The following is a 22,959-nucleotide window of genomic DNA, read 5'->3' as shown; positions in this document are numbered from 1 at the left end:
ACCGAACAGAGAATCAAGCAGTAGCTACCGCGCAGCGGCTTTCATGTTCACGGGTGTGCCGGTAGCTAAGCCGACGGCCGCTCAGAGAGGGCCGTCATACTCGCCACGCGCCGGATAATCCCTGGCGATAGCGAAATCGATCGCTTGAAGCAATTCCGAGAACAACGGACGTGCGAACGGCATTGTTTGAACCGCGCCGTAGTACAAAGTACCATCCGGTCGGACGAGGAATACGCCGGGCTCCGAAAACAGTGACGGCTCTTCGATGTTGATCGATGTCTTTCCACGCGACGACGAAATATAGAGACCCCACTTGCGAGCAACCGCCAGCGGCAGTGAATATCCGAATCGCAAGCTGGCGCCGACCTTGTTTGCCATTTCCTGAGCGCGCTCGCGAACGTCAGAGCTGATAGCGATGACCTTTGTACCGCGACGCTCATATTCGGGTATCAGCGATTCCAGCTCGCGCAGATACTTGAGGCAGACCGGGCAATGGAGTCCGCGATAAAAGCATATCAGCGTAAACAGCTTCGGCGCGTCGGCAGCAAGATCAAATTCGCCATGAGCAAGGGTCGGAACGCGCAGTTCGGGAACCGGTCGACGAGGCAGCAGCATTCTCTTCTCCGCAGTGTTTTCCTAAGTACGTCGGGAATTCCGGCACTCGCTGATCGCGCACGAGCCATCACTCCGCCCCGCCCTGCAGGGTGAAACTACGTCGCCGACCTTCAATTGAGAAATGTCCGACCGTTATGATTTCCATTCCCGCGCGTTGTTTCTCCGACCGAGACTTCGCCTCGATGGAATTCAATGCGTTGTCGCGAGCGGAAGACCGTCAAGCCCGGCGCGCGGGTTCACGGATTTCCTCGCCGCGGAGCTTCGGCACCGACTCCCGAAGCATTCCTGGCGGTTATGGACATGATAGCTTTACTCGAATGGTCGCCGGATTTAGTTGCTGAACGCGCCGGCCGGAGCGGACGCCGCGCTGAGACCTCGCGCTATCTACAAGACTTGTTCTGCGCTGCCTGCTTGCGTTCACGCTCGTCGAGAGCCGGTGGTCGATCATTCGAACAATCGGGACCTAGTCATGACCAAGATCCGCGAAGTTGTTGTCGCAAGCGACCCCACCAATCATAGTGCACTGGAATGCCGTGTCGGCGGCTCTCATTTTACTGTCGGCGGCCCGGATGGCGTCGGCCGCATTTCTTCTGGTCCCAATCCTTACGACCTCCTTAGCGCATCTCTCGCCGCATGCACCGCTATGAGCATTCGTTTTCAGGCTCGACGCCAGAGACTTCCGCTGGAGCGGCTGGAAGTGAGCGTCAGCTTCCGCCATGGCGCTCAGGGCGAACGAGATTCGTTCGCACGCACCCTCGTGCTGGAGGGAGAACTCGATGCTCATCAGCGCGCGCTCCTGCTGGAAGCCGCAAACCTCTGCCCCGTTGGCAAGATTCTCGGCATCGGCGCCGCTATCAACACGCGCCTCGACGCTACTGCTTCCGGCCACAGCCCAAGCACTCAGGCCAGCTACGAGGATGATCTGGCTCAACTCCCGATCCCGAATATCACTCCGGATTGAGCGTCTCTCGTGCGGTCGATCACCGTACCGGCGCATCGCAGCCGATCAAACCCGCATTGCAGCTCTTTCTTGCGTCCTCAGTGCCCGGAAATCTTCCCTCGCGGGGCATTCGTCCCGACGTTCACCGCTGACGCGCTTTGATCTTTCGCGTCGATGGCATCGATTCCATAGCCACAGGTCATTGGACCGTCGAATTTGGCGATCGTATTTTTGGTCGCCCGCAAGGGAATTCGGAAGATGAAGACATACCACACACGAGGAGATTGGCGATGAGGGCAATCGTCGTGGCAGACCAAGCTGCGGGAACGGCCGGGATGAAGCTGGTGGAGCGACCCGAACCGCGGCCAGCAATAAACGACGTCGTCGTTCAAGTCTATGCGTCAGGATTCGTTGGAACCGAGCTGTCGTGGCCTTCGACGTGGACCGATCGCCTCGATCGCGACCGGACACCGTCGATTCCCGGGCACGAGTTGGCCGGAGTGGTCACCGCTCTCGGATATGGCACGACGGGCCTGTCGGTAGGACAGCGGGTGTTCGGCCTCGCGGACTGGTATCGCGATGGCACACTGGCCGAGTATGTGGCGATCGAGGCACGCAACCTGGCGCCGCTGCCGGGCGACGTTGACTTCACGGTGGGCGCGAGCCTGCCGGTCTCGGGTCTGACCGCGTGGCAGGGATTGTTCGTGCACGGCCGCCTTCAGGCGGGGCAGCGCGTCCTCGCGCACCGGCGCAGCCGGCGCAGTCGGGTCGATGGTGACGCAACTCGCGCGTGAGGCCGGCGCCTATGTCATCGGCACCGGACGCGCCGCCGACCGTCAGAAGGCGCTCGACTTCGGCGCGAATGAGTTCGTCAACCTGGAGAACGACGCTCTAGACGACATCGGCCCGGTCGACCTGGTGTTCGATCTCATTGGCGGCGACATCAGGAAACGCTCCGCGCGCCTGGTTCGATCCGGAGGAACGCTGGTGTCCATCGTCGGGCCGGCCGAGGCGCGGCCCGCCGATGGCCTGGCGGTCGACTTCGTCGTCGAGTCCGATCGTGCCCAACTGAGTGAGATCGTCCGGCGGGTTCGGGACGGGCGACTGCGCACGAACGTCGGCCACGTAACGACACTCGAAGATGCCGTCGCCGCCTTCAATCCAACAAAGCGGATCGGCGGGAAGACGATCATCCGCGTTCGTCCGTGAACGACCCACATTCGATGCACGCGGCCGTCACGTCCTATCAGACGCGCCGCAACCCAGGAAACTACCACGGCCCCCGGGCATGAGATGCCAGACGGGCTCCATCCCTGCGGCATTTCGAGCAAAGAGAGCGAAAGCACTCGTTATCTCAAGTCATCCCCTAACGCACAGGAATCACCATGACCAACAGAATCGCCATGACCAATGCCGTCATCGAATGTATCCTGAGCCGCAGCTCCGCCAAATACTACGACCCTGCCGCCACTTTGAGCGATGACCAAATCAGCGAGCTGGTGCGGATCGGCACTACTGCGCCGACATCCTTCCATTTGCAGAACTGGCGCTTCATCGCGGTACGCACGCCTGAAGCCAAGGCTCGGTTGAGCCCGATCGCCTGGAAGCAGCCGGCGATCACTGAAGCCGCCGTTACCTTTATCATCTGCGGCCAGTTGGCTGATTCCAGTGTAATTCCGGACCGCCTGGCGCCGGTGGTGGAGGCGGGTATCATGCCGGCAAAGTTGATACCGGATTGGGAAATCCCCGCACGCGATCTCTATAAGGACTACCCGCAGCGCCAGCGCGACGAAGCAGTGCGCACCGGCGCCTTCGGTGCGGCGGCGATGATCTATGCGGCCCGATCGCTGGGCCTGGGTTCGACGCCGATGATCGGTTTCGATGCCGAAGCGGTGCACCGAGATTTTGGATTGGCCGAGGACGAAGTCCCGGTCATGCTGCTGTCCGTAGGAGCGGAGCGTCCGGGAAACTGGCCGCAGAAGCCGCGTCGCCCGGTGGCCGATGTGTTGGACCTCATTTAGTGATTAGTGAAACCGAGAACCTGCGAAGATTATGATGCCAAGAATGACAGCTCTGAAGCCGGAACAAGTGCCGGCGGATTCGAAACCGACCCTCGATATGTTCACCAAGAACATCGGGTTCACCCCAAATATGATGGCGACCTTCGCGGCAAGCCCGATCGCGTTCAACTCATGGGCCGCCCTGCTTGGCTCCTTGAGCAAGGCGCTAGACGTGAAGACGCGCGATAGCATCGGCCTCGCTGTCTCCGAAGTGAATGGCTGCGACTATTGCCTGACGCTTCACAGCTTTACGGCCAATCATATGGCCAAGCTGCCCGCCAATGAAATCACTCTCGCTCGGAAGGGCCATGCCAGCGACCCGAAGCGGGACGCTGCCATCCAGTTTGCGCGTAAAGTCATCGAGACCCGCGGCAAGGTTAGTGACGCCGATCTGAAAGTCGTCCGCGACGCAGGCTACACGGATGCGAACGTCATCGAGATAGTCGCGCTGGTGGCCATGTACTCTCTGACGAACTTTTTCAACAACGTGTTCGATCCCGAGAAGGACTTTCCTGCCGTTGCGCCGGCTGGATCGATCTGAACTCAATCCATTCGCATCTACGATCTCTGAGGAGCGTCGATGATGCGAGCATCACGCAAGGCTCGGACGCACCCGGGAAGGATTCTTGGGAACGCGTCCGGGCTTTTTGTTGGCGCGAAGACTGTCGCCGTTTGTCGCCACGGCGCCAAAGCTCCTCGACAAAGCACTCAAGGGATCGCTCCAGGGCGCCAGATCACCAGCGAGAACGATGTCGTCGCCCCGCCGCACAAGAAGGTGTTCAAGGCGCGTGTCTATTTCATCTGGAGGACCACCATCGCGCCGGAGCGGCGCGAGTGTCTCAATCGCGCGACCGCGGAGGCGGGCGCTTCAGACTTAGAAGCTCCGTCACGTCATGCCGATCGGCTGCGGATGAGATAGCAATTTTCAGCCATTTTCCGTCTGGGTATGTTCGGACTTCATCGTAAAGCTTCACCAGCTGCGAGCGCCACCCGTAACGCCGCGCCTCAAACTTCTCTCGCTCTGCTGCCCCCAAAACCACCTCGACCGAAAACTGCCTGTATTCCGGCAGGAAGGTGCAGAATGCCTTGGATTTCTTGTAACGCAGGGACCAACCACGCTTCTTGCCACGATAGAGCCAATCCGGCACGAAAACATCGGGGTAGTATGCCTCGATCCATTTTCGCAGCTCGGCCCAATGCCCGAACGCCTTCGGCCCGATCCAGTCTCGGACAGTGCTGTCGTCGGGCGATGCTGATTTATCGGTGATCCTGTCGCCGATCTGGGGGGACTGTTCCATGCCGCTTTCCTTTACACCGCAACTCTCACGTTGGTTTCGGAAGACCTGGTGTGCCGCATCATCGGCCGATCAATAGCGAATGAGCCCGAACAGGCCGAATAATCCGCCCGCGTCCTGCCAAAGCTCGACAACCTTCCATCCGCCGGACCGGGCAAGCCGCTCGAAGCTCTCCGCAGTATGTTTTCGGGAGCTCTCAGTATGAATGCTTTCCGACGTTCTGAAACTAAACGCGCGCTCGCAGAGGGTAACGCGCTGATCGCACACGCTGACCAGATGCATCTCTACTGCTTTCTCGATCTCGTTCCAGCGCGCGACGTGCTTGAACCGCTCTAAACAGAAATCGCCGCCCAGTTCGGCGTTGATCCGCTCAAGGAGGTTGAGGTTGAAAGCGGCTGTCACACCGGCGCTGTCGTCGTAAGCACGCAGAAGCGTATCTACGTTTTTCTGGAGATCGACACCGATGATGGCACGTCCGTTTTTGCCTAAGTGTCGCCCCATCTGCATCAGCAAGGTCTTCGCCTCGCTCGCGTTCAAATTCCCCATCGTCGAGCCAGGAAAAAATCCTGTCCTGCCGCCGCTGGAGCTATCGAACGGAACCTCAAATTCATCCAGGAAATTGCGCTCGATGGGACGGACCCAGAGCGACGGGAAGCGCGAAGCGATCCTCCTAGACGTTTCTGCAAGGAAAGCATCGGCGACATCGATCGGCACGTAGCCTCGCGGGTCACGCAGGCCTGCCAGCAGAAGCTCCGTCTTAACGCCGGCTCCCGCACCATACTCGATGAGAACCGCGCCAGGCGCTACAAAATCGGCGATGTCACGCTGCCGCTCTCGCAAGATCGACGTTTCGGCTCTGGTCAGATAATACTCATCCTGCCTCGTTATCTCTTCGAAAAGTTCAGATCCACGCTCGTTGTATAACCAACGGCTCGGCAGCGTCTTCACATCAGCGGATAAGCCGCCGACGACGTCTCGGGCAAATGCATTTTCAACAGCGTCGATGCTGTCATTCACGTGAAGCATATTTTCCGCTTTCGGTGACACGGCGGATAACGGCCGAGGTAAACTCGTGGCCGATATTTTCACCGTGAATTCGTGCCAGGCTCAGTGAGTACGTTACTTGAGGGGTGTCGTCAGCGGGTTGTCATTGGTGTCGAGGACGAAGACAGCGAGCAGCTTCGCCGGCCTTGTCTTGCTCGCGTTGCGGCTGATCGAATGGGTTGCACCCGGCGGCTCCGACCAGCCTTCGCCTGCCCGATAGATGCGCTTCTCGCCGTCGTTCACCTTCGACTCGATCGCGCCCGAGATCACATAGGCGTAGATGAAAGCCGACTTCGCGTGGGTATGGGGCGGGGATGCCGCGCCCGGCGCGTAATCGACCTCCAGGGCGAGCAGCGACTTGCCAGGGACATTGGGAATGGCCGCCTCGAGTTTCTTCGCGACGGTTTCCGCTTCGCGATCATGGGCGCGGATCGGGCCGGCTATCGAGAAGGCGGCGCAGGTGACAGCGACAATGGTCCGGATCTTCATGAGTTTCTCCTTCTGCCTAGAGGTTGGTATTCGTTCTTCATTGTTCCCTCTCGACCTTGCCGGCCCGCTGATTGCCGACACCGAACGGTCAGTCTCGCGGGATGAAGTCGACATGAGGCCCTGGCTCGATGATGAACACCGTGAGCGTGGCGAGAACGCAGGCGACGGCGGCGACAACCATCGCCATGTGGAATCCCCAGAACAGCTGAGGACCGCCTTGCTGCAGCACGCCGCCGAGCAATGCGATGGCGAAGAGCGACCCGGCGCGTGAGACTGCGCTGTTGACGCCAGACACTGTCCCGACTCGATCGGACTCGACGGACGTGAGGACGAGGGTCGTCAACGGCGCGATCGCGAGGCTCATGCCAAGCGCCAGCAACAGGATGCTGGGGAAGATGTCCGCCCAATAGGTTGCGTTCGGACCGATACGGAGCGCCATGATGCAACCCAAGGCGACGACGGCGCTGCCGGCGAACAATGGCAGGCGCCTGCCGGACACGCGGCAGAGCATACCGGCGAGCGGCGAAACGACCGTAATCAGCACTTGCAGAGGAAGGAAGGCTAGGCCCGCCACCAGCGTCGGCAGGTGCGCGCCTCGGATCATCACGAACGGGATCAAGGTTAGCATGACCGTGAACGGACCGTAGAGGAGTGCGGTGAACAGGTTCGCGCCGACGATCGACCGCGAGGCGAAGAGCGACGGGGGCAGCATGGCATTCTCGCCTAGCCGCCGCTGTGTGACGATAAGGCCGGCTAAGCCGCCCAGACCGACGATCAGAGTGATGAACAGCCAAAGGGTTGGACCGGCACCGTTGGTCAGGCTCGTCAGCCCCGCGCCCAACGAGCCGAGCCCGACTGTCGAAAGGACCGCGCCATAGACGTCGATCCGGACGTAGCTGGTCGAGGAGTCCTTGGGTATCCACGCCGTGCCGAAGGCCAACGCGCTGGCGACGATGGGCAGGAGCATCAGAAAGGCCGTCCGCCAGGAGCCGTGATCAATGATCGCGCCCGCGATCGCGGGCGCGACGCCACTGGCGACTGCTGCGGCGGCGGACCAGATGCCGATCGCACGGGCTTTCTTGTCGGCGGGAAAGGCCCGCCCGAGCACGGAAAGGCCGTTGGGCAGGATCACAGCTTCGCCCAAACCTTGCAGGAAGCGGCCGCCGATGAGCAGCGCGAAGCTCGGCGCGAAAGCAATTGCGGCCGCGCCCAGGCCATAGAGAGCGATCCCCGCGAGGAATATCCGCTTCTGTCCGAACCGATCACCCAGAGCGCCGCCTACCAAGGTCAGGGCCGCGAGCGGAAGGAGCTCGGCGTTCATAACCCACTGCAGGTCAAGCGGCGACAGGCGCATGTCTCGGCCAATCGCCGCGAGCGCGACCGTGACGACGGCGCCGCTGACGAACACGAGGCAGCTGCCCAGGCTCGACGCGGCGAGCACCTTGGTGCTGCCCTGCGCTCCGACGGCCTTAGGCTCGGAGAGCGCCAGGCCGCGATCGGTCAGGGTCAGGGACGCGCTGCTCACGACCTGGCCGTCATGTCAGGTGGCGCGCTTCGCGGCGCGCGGGCTCATCGGCCGGCAGCCCGAAGCCGAACTGCCGTGTCCGTTCGCGGATCACTTTTCGCAACATCAATTCAACCTCAAGCAGGCTTGCCATGAACCGCCGTCGCCTCCTGCCCGCGCCGCGCCGCCGGAGGCCACGGCCGAGCGACGCCTAAACGTGGATCCGTGCCGAGCTGACGAGGAGCGCGGAACCGCTCTCCGCCCCAAGTTCTCACGGGCGAACGCGAACGATTGTCTTCCCCTTGCGGCGCTCGGTCCGATTGAAGGCGGCGATGGCGTCATCGAGGGTCGAGACGGTGCCGATGTTCGTCCGCAGTCGTCCGTCCCGCAGACGCTGGACGATCTCACCCAGTTGGGCGCGATCGGACTCGACAACGAAGTCGATCGCCAAGCCGTCGGCGGGCCGCGCCTCGGTCGGCCCGGCGATGGTCACCAGCGCTCCTCCCGCTCGAATCAGGCCTGCGGACCGCTTCGCGATGTCGCCGCCGAAGATATCGAAAACCAGATCGACGCCACCGACGTCTTTCAGAGCGTCGTTCTCGAGGTCGACGAACTCATTCGCGCCGAAGTCGAGCACCGCCTGACGGTCGGCAACGCGTCCGGTGCCGATGACGTAGGCGCCGGCCTCACGTGCGAGTTGCGTCACCATCGAACCGACGACGCCAGCCGCACCGTGCGCAAGGACGGTCTGCCCCGACTGAAGGTGGCCGTGCACGAACAGTCCTTGCCACGCAGTCAGACCCGGCATCGGCAGGCTCGCGCCCACCGTGAAGTCGACGTCGCCCGGCAGCGGCGCAAGGTTGCGTGCCTCGACGGCCACATACTCCGCCAAGGTGCCGTCGCGATACCAGTCCGTCAGGCCGAACACCCGCTGTCCCACTGACAATCCCGTCGTGCCATAACCGAGAGCGGTGACGACTCCGGCCAGCTCGTGCCCAGGGATCGACGGTGTTCGGTCACGATCGAGGCGATCGGTCCACATCGGGGGCCACGTCAGCTCATCCCAAGTGAAGCCCGATGCATGAACTTGAACGACGACGTCGTTTATCGCTGGCCGCGGTTCGGGCCGCTCCACCAGCTTCATCCCGGCCGTTCCCGCGGCCTGGTCCGTTACGGCGATTGCCTTCATGTGAGTTGTCTCCTCAGTTATTTGCTCCTTTGCTGGATACGTTCCAGCGACAAAAGCCGGTTCGGCATCGCTTGCCAGCGACCATGGGGTAGTTCCGAAAGCGAAGATGGGACGGCGCCTCCACGATCTCAGTTGTCCAGCCCTCGACAAAATCCACGAGCGGTACCCATTGATGGCAGCGCGGAGTAACATTCTCCAATAGCCGGCATGTATGGTTTCCATTGCAGCGGGGAATAGTGGTGCGACGGTCTTCTCTGCCATTGGTAAATCAAGGCAAGTTGCGCACGCCGCGACGGCATGCCGCTGCGCGGCAAGGCAATAACGATTATCTATCGATTCTATGGCGAGAGATAATTTCCTTCACCGGGGTCCGACCGCCACCGTATGAGACGGCTGTCGGAACCACTTTCAACCCGAAATAAGACTGCGAATGACCAATCCTGCAAACCAGAGACGGCGAGCGAGTCGCAACGCGGCGCAGCCGTTTGTAGAGGGATGCAGCCGCGGCGTTATCGACGCAGAACCTTGCCCGCGAGAGCTCGGTCGGGAGGCGCCACCTCGCTGCCGGCGGATGGTACTCGCGGCCTGCGTGCTCGCGTCCTCGATGGCGTTCATCGATGCGACAGCGTTGCCCGTTGCGTTACCGAGATTGCGCTCAGATTTGGCGGCGGACCTCGCCTCGGTTCAATGGGTCCTCAACGGCTACATGCTGGCGCTCGCCTCGCTGACATTGATCGGCGGCGCGCTCGCGGACGTTTACGGCAAAGCGCGCATGCTCGGGTTCGGTTGCGTGCTGTTCGGTCTGACGTCCGCCGCTTGCGCGCTGGCGCCTTCGCCCGCCTGGCTGATCGCTGCCCGCGTCGCGCAGGGAGCGGCCGCAGCGATCGTTACTCCCGCGAGCCTCGCCCTGATCGGGGCCACCTATCCGCGCGAAGAGCGAAACCGCGCGATCGGCGTATGGGCCGCAGCGTCGGCTCTCACCACCGCCGGAGGTCCTGTCCTGGGCGGCTGGCTCACCGAGACCTTTGGCTGGCCATCCGTGTTCTGGATCAACCCGCCGCTCGCGCTCGTGGCAGTGGGAGTTCTGCTGGTCTTTGCGCCGAAGGATGGTCGCATCCAGCGCAGATTCGACGTGATTGGCGCCGCGATCCTCGCTTTGGCGATCGGGGCGCTTGCCTGGGCGCTTAGCCAAATCGGCCCCGGTGAAGTTCAGGCCGCCGCGGGCGCTTCAGCCCCGTCGGGCACAGTGCTCGTGATTGTCACCGGGCTTGGCATTGTCGGGCTCGCCGTCTACGCGTTCTGGGAGCGCAGAAGCGAACACCCGATGACGCCACCTCGCTTGGCGGAGAACCGCGCCTTCCTCGGGCTGAACGTTGTCACCCTGATGGTCTATGCGGGGGTTTCGATCATGTTCTTTCTGCTACCCTTCGAGCTCATCGATCGCCGCGCCCTGTCGTCGATCGATGCCGGGCTCGCATTCCTACCTTTCACGCTTGGCGTGGGGCTCTTGTCGAATCTCTTCGGCCGGCTGGCAGACAAGATTGGCGCGCGGGCCATGCTCATCGCGGGACCGCTCGGTGCGGCACTCGCCTATATCCTGATGGCGCTTGGCGAGAAGGAATCCCTGATGCTCGGCGTGATCGGACCTATGACCCTGCTGGGCCTGTCCTTCGCTGTGCTCGTGGCGCCGCTCACCGCGTCGGTCATGTCGAGTGTGGATCAGGCCGACGAAGGACTCGCCTCCGGCATCAACAATGCGGCGAGCCGGATTGCGCAGCTCGCCGGGGTGGCACTTGCCGCCGGCGTCGCGTCTTTCTCGTCCGGCTACGAAGTCGGCCTCGCCATAGCCGCCGCGACCTCGATCGGCGGCGCCTTTGCGGCCTCGAAGACCCCGACACCGGTGATGGCGAAAGCGGACGCAACTTAGAAAGTACGGAATTCAACCGAATCCGATATTTCATTAGAACTGACAGACACCCTGAACTTAACGGAAGCCGTGTTCAGCGGAACGCCATGGCTGATTGTTGATTCTCGAACCACGAGCTCAGCAGCGGCTTGTCACAAGCCACGTTTGTCTGCAGCGGCGAGCACATGGCGCAGATATCGCCGAACGACCTCCGACGAGGTGCTGCGTCCCGCATTTGGACGCTATCTGAACCGACGAGCGCTGCTGGTAGCGACTCCCGTCAGAGCGAAGGCCATTCCGGCGACCAGACAAAAGACGGCGCCTTGGTCTCCGCCCAAGCCGAAGATCAGCGAGACCGACGCGGAACCAAGTGACCATCCGACGTAGCGAGCCGAGGCATTCATCCCACTTGCGGCCCCGCTGCGCCCTACGGGTCCAGCCGTCATCATCGCCGTGTTGTTCGGGGTCTGAAAAAGACCAAAGCCGATACCGCAAAGAGCCAGTCGCCATACGACATCCAATCTCGCCGGAGATGTTGGCAAGAAGACCATCAGGAGCAAACCGACCGCCAACAGCGCCAAACCAATGCTGCAGATCACCGAAGCGGGATGGCGGATCGTCAAGCGGCCGGCAATTGGGGCCGTGACGGCAGTCATGAACGGCCAGGTTGTCAGAAGAAAACCTGTTTCCACGGCCGAAAGATGCATCCTCGTCTCAAATAAAAACGGCAAGGAGACGTAAGCCAGAATTTGTGCGGCATAGGAGCAGACGGATGTCCACACCGATAGGGTAAACAGGGGTATATGGAAAAGATCGAATGGCAACATTGGCACAGGGTGCCGGCGCTGTTGTCGAACGAAGAGACCAAGACAGAAAAGTCCTGCTACGATCTCTCCCGTCGCAATGCGCCCATCGCCAGTACCCAGCGTGCCGACACCGACGACGAAAAGCCCGAACGCCAGCGCATTGAGAGCGGTCCCGATCAGATCGAGAGAGCGCGCAACCCGAACGTCTGGTGGTGCAGCAGCAATAAATAGCGGAACAGTGAGGCCGAATGGCACATTCACCAAAAACAACCAGGGCCATTTTGCCACGGCAAGTACTGCCGCCGCGATGGTGGGGCCCAATGCTCCAGGTATCGCCACTGCTAATGCGACTAACGCGAAGCCCTTGCTGACCATGTGATGCGGATAAATCACGCGTACAAATGCCATGCCGGCCACAGAAACTCCAGCTGCCCCGGCACCCTGAATTAGGCGCGCACTCACCAGCATCGGCAATGTTGGAGCGAACGCGCAACCCAACGACGCGAAAACAAAAATTGCCAGGCCGGCGGTATAAACGCGCTTCAGACCGAGTGATTCGACCAGACTTGCAACGGGCAACAAGCAGACCGTTGCCGAAAGCTGATAGGCATTCACGACCCAAACGGTCGCGGCGTCACTACTTGCGAATGAACGCGAGATGTTTGGCAAGGCGATATTCACGATCGCGCTTCCGAGGGAACTTAGACCAAGTCCAAGCAAGATGCAGAGCATTACCCAGCGGCGCTGAGCCGCCGTCAGACCGTCGACGCCACCCATCAGTATGCAATTTCCGGCGTGAACCTTGAAAGCTTCGGCTCGTGTCGCGCACCGCGCCCGCCGCTCACGAGTAGTCACCTCCGCTCTGCTGACTGAGGTTGCCGAGGTAGTCGCGCTTCCCGATCTTCGCTCCGAGGTGCCGAAGGATCGCGTGCGCAATCGCGATGTGGAAGAAGAAGTCGGGTAGCACCAGGTGCCGGATGTAGTTGTCGCCGCCGAACCACCCGCGCACGATAGGCGGTGTCAGTTCGTATGTGCGGGACTGCGCGCCGGCAATCTCGCCCGGCTGCACGTTTTGCAGGAAGCCGCGCGTCTCGAGGAGCCGCCCCTTCAGTGCCGGGTACATCATGAGGGTGCTGTGGGGAGCCGGCGCATCGCGCTGCATCAGCTTCGCCATGTGGGCGTCAACCTTATTGCAGCTTACAGAAAACTGTTCTCCGAAGCTCAGCATGTCGGACGCGAGCCGCTCGCCAAGGATCCTTCCAGGCTCATATCCCCTGGTCCGCTCGAGTGCTTGAGCGTGGTCGAGATAGTCGTCCATCACGTTCAGTCCGTGCACCATGACAGGGACCGTGATGTCATAGACCGAGAGGGACACGTCGAACTCCATTCGCTCGCTTTTTACTCTGAACGTCGGTCAGTGACGCAGGACGGGATATCCATTCACATAAATCCAGTCCGTGGCCGTGGCAGGCAGGTGGCACCCCTGGCAATCGGAACGGTAGTCCGTCGAGGTGGTTTTGAGCGGCTTGTCCGCGTCGAACCACGACCATCCCCACCCGTCGCCCCACAACGGGTTGCCGGGGTGCGTTCCCTTACTGTCTCTCACCATGACGAACCAGCCCTTGAGCTTGTCGGCGTGGCTTACCGTGCCGGTGGTCATCTCGTTGGTCGAAGTCGCGAAGACTTCTTTCACCAGAACGGCGCCGTCCGGAAAATGCCCCGTCTTCCGGTAGGCGTCGATCGCCCCGGGGGATGCGTAGACGGCGTGGATTTCATTCGAGCCCTGGCCGCTCTCAGCCGCAATCGCCCAGGTGCCGAGCGCTTGGTAGAGGGTTCGGTAGTCCGCCGGCACGCGCAGGTGCCCAGCACCGTCTACCACGTTCGCGGTCGGGCCGGCCGGAGCAGCTCCGTTGATCTGCGCGAGCGCTGCCACGGCGCCGGTGACTAGCGAGACGGCAACAGCGAGGCCGATAGTCCTCGATAATTTCATGGGGATCTCCTTTACCGCTCGCGCGCTGTGCACTCTGATCCAGTGAAACGGCTTCAATCATTACTTCAATCGCTGTGTGGCCAACCGCGCGCTCGGCCTAGCCAGCCCTAAAGATCGGACTCGGCCGACAAAATTAGAAATTCTCTTTGGACATGTATTCGATAGGCAGAAGATATCGTCGTACGTGAGCGCTGTGAGCGCCGACCCGACCGTCTTACGTCGTAGTAGGCAGCTGCGAGTGCGCCGTCGTCGAGGGGCATTTCAGACCGCCTCATCGCCGGATTGACAGGATGTTGCTCTCCACCTTCTACTGCCCTCACTCGGACGTGGAAGCGGCCTGGCGCAGCGAGGCCAGGATTTGCGCCGGCTCCTCTCGTATCGTGAAGTCCGGCTCGACGAATGCGCTGCGGATCCGGCCTTCCGCGTCAATCACATAGGTCGCGGGAATAGGTAACATCCACTCCGGTGACCCGTGCCGGGCGCCGAAGTCGAATCCTAGCCTGGAATAGTGCGCTTTGGTCTCGTCGGGCACCCGGAATAGCACGCCATACGATATGGCAACGCCATAGTCGACGTCGGACAGCACCTTCAGGTCCAAGCCTAGGCTCCGCTTGAGCTGCCGCGGGAAGTCCCTCGTCTCGGGTGTCACCACTGCGAGGGTCGCACCGATGCTCTCGAACTCATCCTTTGCAGCCTGCAGGGCGCAAAGCTCAGCGGTGCAGAAAGGACACCAACCGCCTCGGAAGAAACTCAGGACGAGCGGTCCTTTGCGGCGCAGGCGTTCGGAGGAGTGGAGACGGCCATCAGCGTCCGGCAGGAGGAAGCTCGGCGCGTCATCTCCAACCTTCAGAGCGTGCGATGCCACGTCTGTATCTCGGAGCCAGCGCACGAGGTGGTTGTATGACTCCCAATCCGCAGCGCTGAACGTCGTCAACAACTCGGTGCGGATCCGGGCGAGTGTCTTGTTGGTTTGATTTAACATCGGTTGGGAGTCATCGGGCTGAGGATCGATTGGCTGGAAGCGGCTGGCCGTCGGCGTGCGTGTCGTGGTCATGCGGGCGCCCTCGACACCACCGGGACCGCTGCGTGCGGCACGCCCCGGTCGGGGGCTTCGACCGACCAGTCGCGAAGCCGCGCGACCTTGACGAATGCGTCCAGCGCCGGGGAGTAGCGGCGCCCTTGCACAGCCAGTAGGCGTACCTCCCGTGAAACCAGGTTGCCTTCGAGCGGGATGGTCTTGAGCGTCGGAAGGCGCGGCATGTGCTCGGGCGCGAGCATCACGCCAAGGCCGGCCGCGGCCATGTGCTGCAGGTGCAGGTCGTGACCGCTGCAGTGGCCAAGCTGGGGCGGGCTCTCGGGGAAATACGATTTCTGGATCTTCGGGGCCACGTCGCAGTCGGCGCGTTCCAGCAAGATGGTCTCACGGAGGTCGTCGATGCCGATCGAGGGACGATTTGCGAGCCGGTGTGTCGGCGCAAGAACCACAACGTAGCGCTCCTCGAACAGCGACCAGTCGTCGATGCGGGCGGGCACATCTTGCACGTCGCCGACCATTGCGACGTTGATCTCGCCCTCAAGCAAGAGGTCGACGAGCTTCTTCGCCGCGCCCTCGCGCAGCTCGACGTGAAGTCCAGGGACGAACTTTGCGATCTCTGCGATCGGATCGAGGACGAGCGACGCCGAGATGGATGGGGCAAGGCCAATCTTCAGTGGCGCAACGTCCTTGCGTTGGAACTCCTGGGCTCGGCGACGCACCGCCTCTGCCGAGGCCAGTGTGCGCTCCAGCATCGGAAGGACTTCCTTTCCAAGATCGGTGAGTTGGGTGAGCTGGCGTTCGCGATAGATCAACTGGCCGCCGAGTTCCTGCTCGAGCTTCTGCACCCCCTTGGTCAACGCGGGCTGCGTGACATTGCACTGCTCGGCCGCGCGGGTGAAGTTGAGGGTGGACGCGACGGCGAGGAAGTAGCGAACCTGATGAAGCTCCATGGGTTGTTATGTTCTCCGTCAAGGTGCGGCTGTCGATAGAGACGAGCCTTTGCAATCGACGGCGTGACAGGCACGTCGCGATCATGGGGAGTAGATGCGACTTGCGTGCGCAGGTTGGAACGGCTCGGCCTATTGATTAGGACGCACGGACACGCTTTCAGGAGTTTCTGAGAGCCAGGTTAGTGCATGCGAGATGGGCGAGAACCGGACGGGCGGCGGCGCCGCCGTGTACCCATGTTCGTCGCCTTCGTCAGTGCAGAAATCAATCGTGCGACAACTAGCGGAGCAAGCCTCAACGATATTTCGCCACGGCCAACCGTCTGTTTCTCGCCAAGCCTGGCTAAACGCGGGACCGGGCGGCATAGCGAGACCAGAGTCGAACTCGCGGCAGCATGGCCCTTCCCGACGGAGCGACGTCAGGCATGGAGGGTCTCGCCGCCCTTGGCATCTTCGTAGTATTGAGGTGCCTCGCGACGGTCGTATTTCCCATAGTCGCGCACGATCCGCACTGTACGAACCCTTGCCTTGTCATTCGGCGCGGACGCGTTCTCGTAAGCCTGCGCTGCGGCGGCGTCCTTCCAGGACATGAGCAGAATCAGGTCGCCAGGCGTAAGCACTGCTTCGAAGATGTCCCAGGACGTGAAGTCGGCGGCCCAAGGGTTCAGTCCGAGCCACTCCGCGCAGTCGTACGGGTTGTCGGTCTGTTTCCACTCCGCGGGGCGCGTCGCGTTGATCAGCGTGACTGTCATCCCCTCCCCGACTTCGGTCTCATCGAGCCGCTGTTCCCTCAGGGCGTAACCCACGGGCACTTTGTTGTCGGCAGTGATCTGACCGACGCGGAGGTGGTAATCTGCGAGTATTTCGTCGCGGCCCTTCTGCTGGACCTCGTGATGGCGCGTGCGGATGCGCCAGCGGACGAGTGACTTCTCGTCTCGCCAGTTCGAAAGCGAAAGGATCCAGTCCTCGCGTGTCAGGCTCTTGTAGCGGATGTTGTCGACGAAGCCTTCGACCTGCTCCAGCTCCGGGCGCAGCATGTTGGCGTTGTCGAGGTAATTATCCCACTTCCCTTTATGGGGGAGGGCTTCGAAAATCACGGAAAACATAGTCGTATCTCATTCCTGGAGTGCTGCGATGTAGTCGATTCGATGTCGAAATGCCCCGACCATGCGTCGCATTCACGGTGACTCGCCGGATGGGAAGCGCCCGCGGGCGCGTTCCCGCTTTTCCGCATATCCGGCCTTCCTGCCGCACCGCGGTAGTCACTGACCGCGGTGAGTTTTGGATGACGGCGTGCGCGTGATCCGCGTACCGACAAAGCTGCTCCGGCCCCCCCGCATCGTCGACACACGGGAGAAAGAGGCGGACCAGCGTGCCGCCACCTCGCTCGCGCTCGATACTGATCGCACCGCTCCGTCCTTCGGCGAAGTGCCGAACCTGCGCGAGTCCGCTGCCGCCGCCAGCCGCCTTTGTCGTGAAGTATGGAAGGAACGCCTGCGACAGGACCTCCTCAGACATGCCCTCCCCCTCGTCGGCGACGACAATCTCAACGAACCCGCGGTCCGCGCTAAACGGCTCGACATTCCGCGCCGCGACGGTGATCGTGCCGCCGGCCGGCATAGCATCGTCTGCGTTTCGGCAGAGATTCAGGAGCGCAAAGTACAGCTCTTCCGGGTCGGCATTGAAGGTCCATAAGTCGGGCGCGATCTCGGTGCGGACAGTGATGTCCGGGCGCAACGCCCAGTCAAGCGTACCCGCGATCGCTGCGAGACGACTGCCTGCGACAAAGCCGTCGATCGACTTGCGGCATGGTCGCGCAGTATCGAGGAACTGACGGCGGAGCAACACGCCTCGCGTAATCGCTTCCTGCATTTTGCCAACGATCGCCGCTCGATACGCGGCATCGCTCTGGCACTCGAGCAGCCGCAGGCCGCCGCCGATCACGGCGAGAAGGTTGTTGATGTCGTGGACGACGAACGGCGCCACGTCCCCGATCGACCTCTCGCCCTCCGAACCGCGGGCGAAGGCCGCGCCGCGCGTGCCGGTCCGTGGGGCGGCTCGGAACAGGACCCCGGAGATCTCGCCGTCGCCCCCGACGACCGGAATCTCCACGCGCCTGGACGCGATCACACCGCTGCCGTGACCGCTGACGCTCCGCACTCTCACGCCGAGTGGGCGCTGCACCCCAAGCGCGACGCCGGCGCGGCCCGCAAGCACGACGACATCCTCCGGCAGAGGGCTCTCGACCTCGCCGGGAAAGGAAATGTCGGATGAATATTTGATCAGCATCTGGGAAACTCCTGGCCTGCGATCGTCCAACGGTACGCCAACTTCGGCCCGTACACGCGGGCGGGCGACGACGGCACGAAGATTGGGTCCAGCACCGAAAAATGGAAAATCACCTCTTGCCATGGAGTCGATAGCCGACCGTTATCGGCACGCCGCGGCGCCCAGGCGGCAACGCAGCGCTGATCATCATGCTAAGCCACAAAAAGCAGCAAGATATCGATCGCAAAGCCGTAGGGAGAGACTACCGGATCAATGTAGGGCGAAGCTCAGATTGCTGCATGAGAAGATCGAACAGCTACGTGAGAGCGAAGTCCTGAAGCCAACGGAGGCCATCAGGATGCTGACCGATCTGCTCGAGCAGTCAACGTCGGATGCACGCGAATCCGGTGCGGAAAGCGAACCGCCATCATGACGCGCAGCTATTGATTTCATGGCGTGACGTCATTTCCAATTCGCCGCACGGAATTCCATGCTTGCACGGTGCCGGGCTCATCCGACGCGCAATCAGGAGGTTACAATGTCAGTTCACAAGCCGGTTCTCACGGCGCCGCACGGCGGCGAGACAGTGACCTCGAGCGGAGGCTCGAGCGTCGAAATGAAGGTGGAGAGCAGCCAGTCCGGAGGCGAATATGGCACTGTCCTGTGGACGGTGCGGGCCGGGGAAGAACCGCCGCTGCACACCCACACGCGCGAGGACGAGCTGCTATACGTGGTGCAAGGGAAGCTAATCGCACGGGTCGGCGATGCCCGTATCGAGGTGGGGCCAGGCGCTTACGTGGCTCTTCCCCGCGGTGTGCCGCATACGATCGAGGTGGTCGGCGACCAGGCGACCCTGCTGCTCAGCTTCGTGCCGGGTGGGTTGGAGCGCTTCTTGGTCCCCCGGAAAGGCGAGCAGCCCGATCCGGCTGCTTTCGGCCTGACGTTCCCCTAGGGGCGGGGACGGCGGCGCGCGGGACATCTGGAAGAAGAACTCTTGCCGATCGCTGAAGCTCGTCCTGGTCGAAACGGACGCGATCTCCATCGCTGCCGCGTGCGTGGCGCGGTTGCGGTGGGTGGCGTTCTCGACGTAGCCGACCCGCGTCGAGACGACGCCGGGCAAACGCCGCGGAAAATTGCGCCGGCCGTCCCGACATCGCATAGGTGCACTCGCTTCCAATGTCGCGAGGAGTGCCGAGGCATCCTGGCCGAAGCTTCCATCTGCCTTCGAACAAGCTTCGGCAAAGGCGGGGTTTCCGGCGACGGCTTGCGCGAGTGCTCGCAGAGGGAAGCGCCGTGCTCCCGCCGCGGCGCCAAGCGTCTTTCAGTCATTCCGATAACGGTCGGCTATCGACTCCATAGCGAGAGGTGATTTTCCTTTCGACCGCCATGGACTCAATCTTCGACCGATCGTCGACCGGCCGGGAGGCGTACTCCAGCGCACCGACTTCTCGGCCGCTAAGATCGCCGTGCGCGCCGCGCCGCTTCCTTACGGCGGTCGTTGTACTGCCCTGCTCTGAGGAGTTCCGTGCCGGGAGCTTAAGAGACGCAGCAACACGCCGGCTGACAAGTACATAGCCCGCCGTGTCAGTGCGGGATCGTGAACGGGAGGTCTTTCGATGATTCTGCCTACCGGTGCGACAGTAGCTGTCGCTGACGGCGAGACGATCCGCCTGTTCCACAATACAGGCGTGAAACCTGGGGTGCACTTGGTCGAGATCACGGCGGCTCCGCCTCAGTCCGCCCACTCGGGCTCGGGTGCGCGGCATCGTACCGGCTCAGCCAACCCCGACGGGAGGCGGCTCGTCGAGGACGACTTCGCGGCAGCGACGGCGGCTTTCCTGAACAAGCTCAGCCTGGACGGGACCATAGAACACTTGGTCCTTGTCTCCGACCCTAGAATCCTGGGCGAGATGCGCAAGCACTTCAATCGCGACCTCAGAGACAAGATCTTAGGGGAGCTCGCGAAGGACTTCAGCCGGCGTCCGCTCGAGGACATCGCCTCACTGATCGCCGACGCCTGACGCACCACCGCCGACCGTAGAGCGAACTTCGCCCTTCGTGACGTAAGCGGTTAACCACTAAACCAAACTTTGAGGTAAACGCCATCCACCCGAAAGCGATGCCCGTTGAGACTTGGATGAAGGCGCCTTGGGATGAAGCCAAAGAACTTCAGCGTCCGCTTGCAGACGGCGCGTTGCGAATCGTGGCACGTGGCGTGAAAGAAGATTTGGCCGCAATATAAAACTCGTCGGGGAACGTCCCAACGCCGAACCCAAGGCCGCCGCGCGGAAGCTCCTCGAGCTCGCCGCCATAAGCTAACCTCTCGCCGGGAAACGGACCGCGCATGGGAGGGTCCGCGCAGGTCCAGAGAGGCATGGCAGAGATCCAGAAATGAGCGCGAGGCATTAGCGAGGTGACGTCGTTGCACTCTAATCGCCAAGGTCGGCGGAACTAACATGATGGGCACAGGTTATTTTCTAGTCCGCTCCGGCCAATCGGCGGCCATGTCCGCTTGCGCGAGACTCTATTCGATCGGCAGCTTCACGCTCGGCCTCTCTATGATATCGCGCTCCCCTTCCCGCATCTGGCCCCTCTACGCCGTCAACTTTTTCATGGCCGACATGCAGTCGGGCATCGGGCCGTTCGTGGGCGTATTCCTGCAGGAGCGTGGTTGGGCCACCGGATTGATCGGCTCCGCGATGACGATCGGCAATGTCGCGGGCATGCTGGTAACGACACCGATCGGCGGCTTCATCGATTCTAGCCGCAACAAGCGGCTGTGGGTCGTCATCCCCGGCATCTGTGTCGTTCTGGCATCCGCAATCATCCTGATCTCACAGAATTTCTGGGCGGTGACGTTCTCGCAGGTTGCGCAATCGCTGGCGAGTGCCGCGATTGTGCCGGCAGTAACCGGCATCACGCTCGGCATCGCTAATCAAAAAGGCTTTAATGCGCTGAACGGACGCAACCAGGCATTCAACCATGCCGGCAACATGGTCGGCGCGGCGCTGTCGGGCTATCTCGGTTACAAATTCGGCTACGTGACCGTGTTCGTACTCGCCGCGATTTTTGGCGCCATCGCGGTGGCTTGCGTATTGATGATCCCGGCCAAGGCGATCGACGATCGCGCCGCGCGCGGCGGCAAGGAGGACGATCCGGATAGCCCGCCGAGTGGTCTGTCCATCCTGTTCAAGCACAAGCCGCTGCTCGTGCTGGCGCTGGCGCTCGCGATCTTCCATCTCGGCAACGCCGCCGTCGTCTCGCTCTATGGCCTTGCGGCCGTCGCAGAAGCACAGGCCGACGGTCCGAGCTTCGTAGCAATCACGGTGGTGATCGCGCAGGGCGTGATGATCGCGACATCGCTAGTCGGCATGCAAGTCGCGGGCAAGCGCAACTACTGGCCAGTGCTGCTGGTCTCTTTCACGATGCTGCCTGTTCGCGGCGTGCTCGCTTTCTTCGTCATGGGATGGTGGGGTGTTGTACCAATGCAGGTGCTCGACGGCATCGGGACCGGACTGCAGACTGTCGCTGTCCCGGGCATGGTCGCGCGCTCGCTCAACGGCAGCGGCCGCATCAATCTCGGCCAGGGAGCCGTGATCACCGTGCAGGGGATCGGCGCAAGCCTCAGTCCCGCACTCGGCGGCTGGATCGCGCAATGGATCGGCTACGGCCCGACCTTCCTGCTGCTCGGCTGCTTTGGGCTGGTGTCAATCGCGCTGTGGCTGGTGTTTAGCCCGGCCGTCAAGAATTATTAGGGATTGTCATGACGAGGAGCGCGCGACGAAGCAGTCCAGACTGCCTAAGCGAAGGGCTTCTGAGCAAGTCGTGCCTGCGCATTAAATAGGTTTCCAGGTGTGACCTAGCTGACATTGCGCTGCGACCGAGCTGCGGTAGCTTGTTGATCACCGGGGATGGCTGCATATTTCACTTAGATCATTTCACCCGAATTTTTTCGAGAATGAGGTCGCAGCAGTCCCCCTGGTGCGGCCTTCGTTCTAGCACCCCAGCCGCCACACCATTTCATTTTTTGTCGGAATCAAAATGGTGTCGTTGTTTCATTTTTGAGGACCGCATTCATGACAAGGGAAAATTGCTTAGTCGTTCACGCGGCTGGAAAACGGTTGGATTTGCTGCGCGGAGAGGCTGCTCGCATTGCGAAGGGCAGCAAACTGGGGTGGTGGACCGATCGCGCAGACATCGGCACTCGCTTCTGCTTTGAGGATGCAAAGGCGAAGGAAGCCTTTGCGTTGATCTGCGACAATTTCGGCATTCGGTGCCAGGACGGCTAGCTTAAAAGATGCCTGCGTCGGCTACTTCAACGTAATGCTATCGACCCGCTGGCATGGTCGACACAAGTAAGCGTGTACTGCGGGCAGGCTAGCAATCTTCGGAAGTGTAGCGAGATACACCATCGGTCGCCTACATTCTTGGCAGATGAGGATAGGCGGATTGTCCTTGTTGCGGCGGCCCGTCATTTCCTCGCTCACTTCAGAGCGCGGCAACATAGTTCTGGATGAACGCCGAGCACACCTCCGTTGAAATACCGAAGCCTATCGAAATTCGGCAAGTTCAACGTGAGGCCCTTCGCGCAAGACGGAGGACGTTCACGAGACGTAAAGCACGCGCGCTAACATCGCGGCGGCATTGTTCACAAATGGACCATGCGTGGGAATGGATGCAGCCTACCCTCGCTGAGCGTCGGTTGGATTCGCCTCCGTTCCGAAGCTCAAGCGGCCTCAGCTATCCCCCTTCAAAAGCTGAGGTCGCTTGCTCCGTCCGAATTGCGACACCAGAACTTCGAGAGTCGATCCACGCGGGAATTTAGGCGTTAGTGCGGCTTTGCCGGCTGCTGGTTCTCGGGCCGGACCGT

Annotated in this window: 23 protein-coding genes and 2 pseudogenes; 11 read left to right on the top strand and 14 right to left on the bottom strand. The window is 61.6% G+C overall.

Annotated elements, in window-relative coordinates:
* Positions 1-81 precede the first annotated feature (81 nt).
* Complete coding sequence (locus tag CT676_RS07075) at positions 82-615, bottom strand: peroxiredoxin-like family protein (protein ID WP_135214187.1); 534 nt, start codon at positions 613-615, stop codon at positions 82-84.
* A gap of 469 nt (positions 616-1,084) precedes the next feature.
* Between CT676_RS07075 and CT676_RS07070 the strand changes: the two genes are divergently transcribed.
* The 4 genes and pseudogenes from CT676_RS07070 (at position 1,085) to CT676_RS07055 (ending at position 4,156) form a co-directional block, all read left to right on the top strand.
* Positions 1,085-1,576: an OsmC family protein gene (locus CT676_RS07070; RefSeq protein WP_135214186.1), complete on the top strand. Its 492-nt coding sequence runs from the start codon at positions 1,085-1,087 to the stop codon at positions 1,574-1,576.
* 269 nt (positions 1,577-1,845) lie between these two features.
* A pseudogene (locus tag CT676_RS07065) lies at positions 1,846-2,764 on the top strand (NADP-dependent oxidoreductase).
* A 176-nt stretch (positions 2,765-2,940) separates the two neighbouring features.
* Positions 2,941-3,576 (top strand): nitroreductase family protein, encoded by a 636-nt coding sequence (locus tag CT676_RS07060; protein WP_063981749.1) that lies wholly within the window; start codon positions 2,941-2,943, stop codon positions 3,574-3,576.
* A gap of 34 nt (positions 3,577-3,610) precedes the next feature.
* Positions 3,611-4,156 (top strand): carboxymuconolactone decarboxylase family protein, encoded by a 546-nt coding sequence (locus CT676_RS07055; RefSeq protein WP_135214185.1) that lies wholly within the window; start codon positions 3,611-3,613, stop codon positions 4,154-4,156.
* Positions 4,157-4,454: 298 nt separating this feature from the next.
* Here the strand turns inward: CT676_RS07055 and CT676_RS07050 are convergent, their stop codons facing one another.
* From CT676_RS07050 to CT676_RS07030, 6 genes are all read right to left on the bottom strand, one after another.
* The gene (locus CT676_RS07050; RefSeq protein WP_135214184.1) at positions 4,455-4,913 is read right to left on the bottom strand and encodes a DUF3788 domain-containing protein; all 459 of its coding nucleotides are present in this window, start codon (positions 4,911-4,913) and stop codon (positions 4,455-4,457) included.
* Between the two features lie 69 nt (positions 4,914-4,982).
* Positions 4,983-5,936, bottom strand: coding sequence for an L-histidine N(alpha)-methyltransferase (egtD, locus tag CT676_RS07045; RefSeq protein WP_135214183.1), 954 nt, complete (start codon positions 5,934-5,936; stop codon positions 4,983-4,985).
* 93 nt (positions 5,937-6,029) lie between these two features.
* On the bottom strand, positions 6,030-6,443 hold the full coding sequence (locus CT676_RS07040) for a cupin domain-containing protein (protein WP_135214182.1): 414 nt from the start codon (positions 6,441-6,443) through the stop codon (positions 6,030-6,032).
* Positions 6,444-6,531: 88 nt separating this feature from the next.
* Positions 6,532-7,968 (bottom strand): MFS transporter, encoded by a 1,437-nt coding sequence (locus CT676_RS07035; protein ID WP_135214181.1) that lies wholly within the window; start codon positions 7,966-7,968, stop codon positions 6,532-6,534.
* Positions 7,969-7,978: 10 nt separating this feature from the next.
* Positions 7,979-8,101: a hypothetical protein gene (locus CT676_RS46050; RefSeq protein WP_275552103.1), complete on the bottom strand. Its 123-nt coding sequence runs from the start codon at positions 8,099-8,101 to the stop codon at positions 7,979-7,981.
* A gap of 117 nt (positions 8,102-8,218) precedes the next feature.
* A complete protein-coding gene (locus CT676_RS07030) occupies positions 8,219-9,136 on the bottom strand; it encodes an NADP-dependent oxidoreductase (protein ID WP_135214180.1) in 918 nt (305 codons plus the stop codon).
* A 430-nt stretch (positions 9,137-9,566) separates the two neighbouring features.
* Between CT676_RS07030 and CT676_RS07025 the strand changes: the two genes are divergently transcribed.
* Positions 9,567-11,063, top strand: coding sequence for an MFS transporter (locus CT676_RS07025; protein WP_244623083.1), 1,497 nt, complete (start codon positions 9,567-9,569; stop codon positions 11,061-11,063).
* A 221-nt stretch (positions 11,064-11,284) separates the two neighbouring features.
* On the opposite strand, the gene CT676_RS07020 is transcribed toward CT676_RS07025, so the two are convergent.
* From CT676_RS07020 to CT676_RS06990, 7 genes are all read right to left on the bottom strand, one after another.
* Positions 11,285-12,625 (bottom strand): MFS transporter, encoded by a 1,341-nt coding sequence (locus tag CT676_RS07020; protein ID WP_135214178.1) that lies wholly within the window; start codon positions 12,623-12,625, stop codon positions 11,285-11,287.
* 64 nt (positions 12,626-12,689) lie between these two features.
* Positions 12,690-13,235: a DUF1993 family protein gene (locus tag CT676_RS07015; protein ID WP_135214177.1), complete on the bottom strand. Its 546-nt coding sequence runs from the start codon at positions 13,233-13,235 to the stop codon at positions 12,690-12,692.
* Between the two features lie 27 nt (positions 13,236-13,262).
* On the bottom strand, positions 13,263-13,838 hold the full coding sequence (locus CT676_RS07010; RefSeq protein WP_135214176.1) for a cytochrome P460 family protein: 576 nt from the start codon (positions 13,836-13,838) through the stop codon (positions 13,263-13,265).
* Positions 13,839-14,154: 316 nt separating this feature from the next.
* Complete coding sequence (locus CT676_RS07005; RefSeq protein ID WP_135214175.1) at positions 14,155-14,892, bottom strand: peroxiredoxin-like family protein; 738 nt, start codon at positions 14,890-14,892, stop codon at positions 14,155-14,157.
* Complete coding sequence (locus tag CT676_RS07000) at positions 14,889-15,824, bottom strand: LysR family transcriptional regulator (protein WP_063981741.1); 936 nt, start codon at positions 15,822-15,824, stop codon at positions 14,889-14,891. The genes CT676_RS07005 and CT676_RS07000 overlap by 4 nt, the downstream gene beginning before the upstream one ends.
* 416 nt (positions 15,825-16,240) lie before the next feature.
* Entirely contained in the window at positions 16,241-16,927 is a 687-nt protein-coding gene (locus CT676_RS06995) for an antibiotic biosynthesis monooxygenase (RefSeq protein WP_135214174.1), read from the bottom strand.
* Positions 16,893-18,110: an ATP-binding protein gene (locus CT676_RS06990; protein ID WP_135214173.1), complete on the bottom strand. Its 1,218-nt coding sequence runs from the start codon at positions 18,108-18,110 to the stop codon at positions 16,893-16,895. Before CT676_RS06990 ends, CT676_RS06995 begins: the two co-directional genes overlap by 35 nt.
* 271 nt (positions 18,111-18,381) lie before the next feature.
* On the opposite strand from CT676_RS06990, the gene CT676_RS43895 reads away from it, so the two are divergent.
* The 6 genes and pseudogenes from CT676_RS43895 to CT676_RS06960 all read left to right on the top strand — a co-directional run bounded on the left by CT676_RS43895 (position 18,382) and on the right by CT676_RS06960 (position 22,378).
* The gene (locus CT676_RS43895) at positions 18,382-18,522 is read left to right on the top strand and encodes a hypothetical protein (protein ID WP_167767968.1); all 141 of its coding nucleotides are present in this window, start codon (positions 18,382-18,384) and stop codon (positions 18,520-18,522) included.
* A 105-nt stretch (positions 18,523-18,627) separates the two neighbouring features.
* Entirely contained in the window at positions 18,628-19,041 is a 414-nt protein-coding gene (locus tag CT676_RS06985) for a cupin domain-containing protein (RefSeq protein WP_135214172.1), read from the top strand.
* Positions 19,042-19,705: 664 nt separating this feature from the next.
* Positions 19,706-20,110, top strand: a complete 405-nt coding sequence (locus tag CT676_RS06975; RefSeq protein ID WP_135214171.1) for a host attachment protein — start codon at positions 19,706-19,708, stop codon at positions 20,108-20,110.
* Positions 20,111-20,160: 50 nt separating this feature from the next.
* Positions 20,161-20,331: pseudogene (locus CT676_RS45140) on the top strand (SOS response-associated peptidase); the annotation flags it as partial.
* Between the two features lie 316 nt (positions 20,332-20,647).
* Complete coding sequence (locus tag CT676_RS06965; protein ID WP_135214273.1) at positions 20,648-21,844, top strand: MFS transporter; 1,197 nt, start codon at positions 20,648-20,650, stop codon at positions 21,842-21,844.
* Between the two features lie 321 nt (positions 21,845-22,165).
* Complete coding sequence (locus CT676_RS06960; RefSeq protein WP_135214170.1) at positions 22,166-22,378, top strand: hypothetical protein; 213 nt, start codon at positions 22,166-22,168, stop codon at positions 22,376-22,378.
* The last annotated feature ends 581 nt before the right edge of the window (positions 22,379-22,959 follow it).

Origin of the sequence: Bradyrhizobium sp. MOS001 (assembly GCF_004634465.1) — a bacterium.
Classification (GTDB): Bacteria; Pseudomonadota; Alphaproteobacteria; order Rhizobiales; family Xanthobacteraceae; genus Bradyrhizobium; species Bradyrhizobium barranii.
The sequence above is the reverse complement of the archived record's forward strand: the minus strand, read 5'-3'. Positions and strand labels throughout refer to the sequence as shown.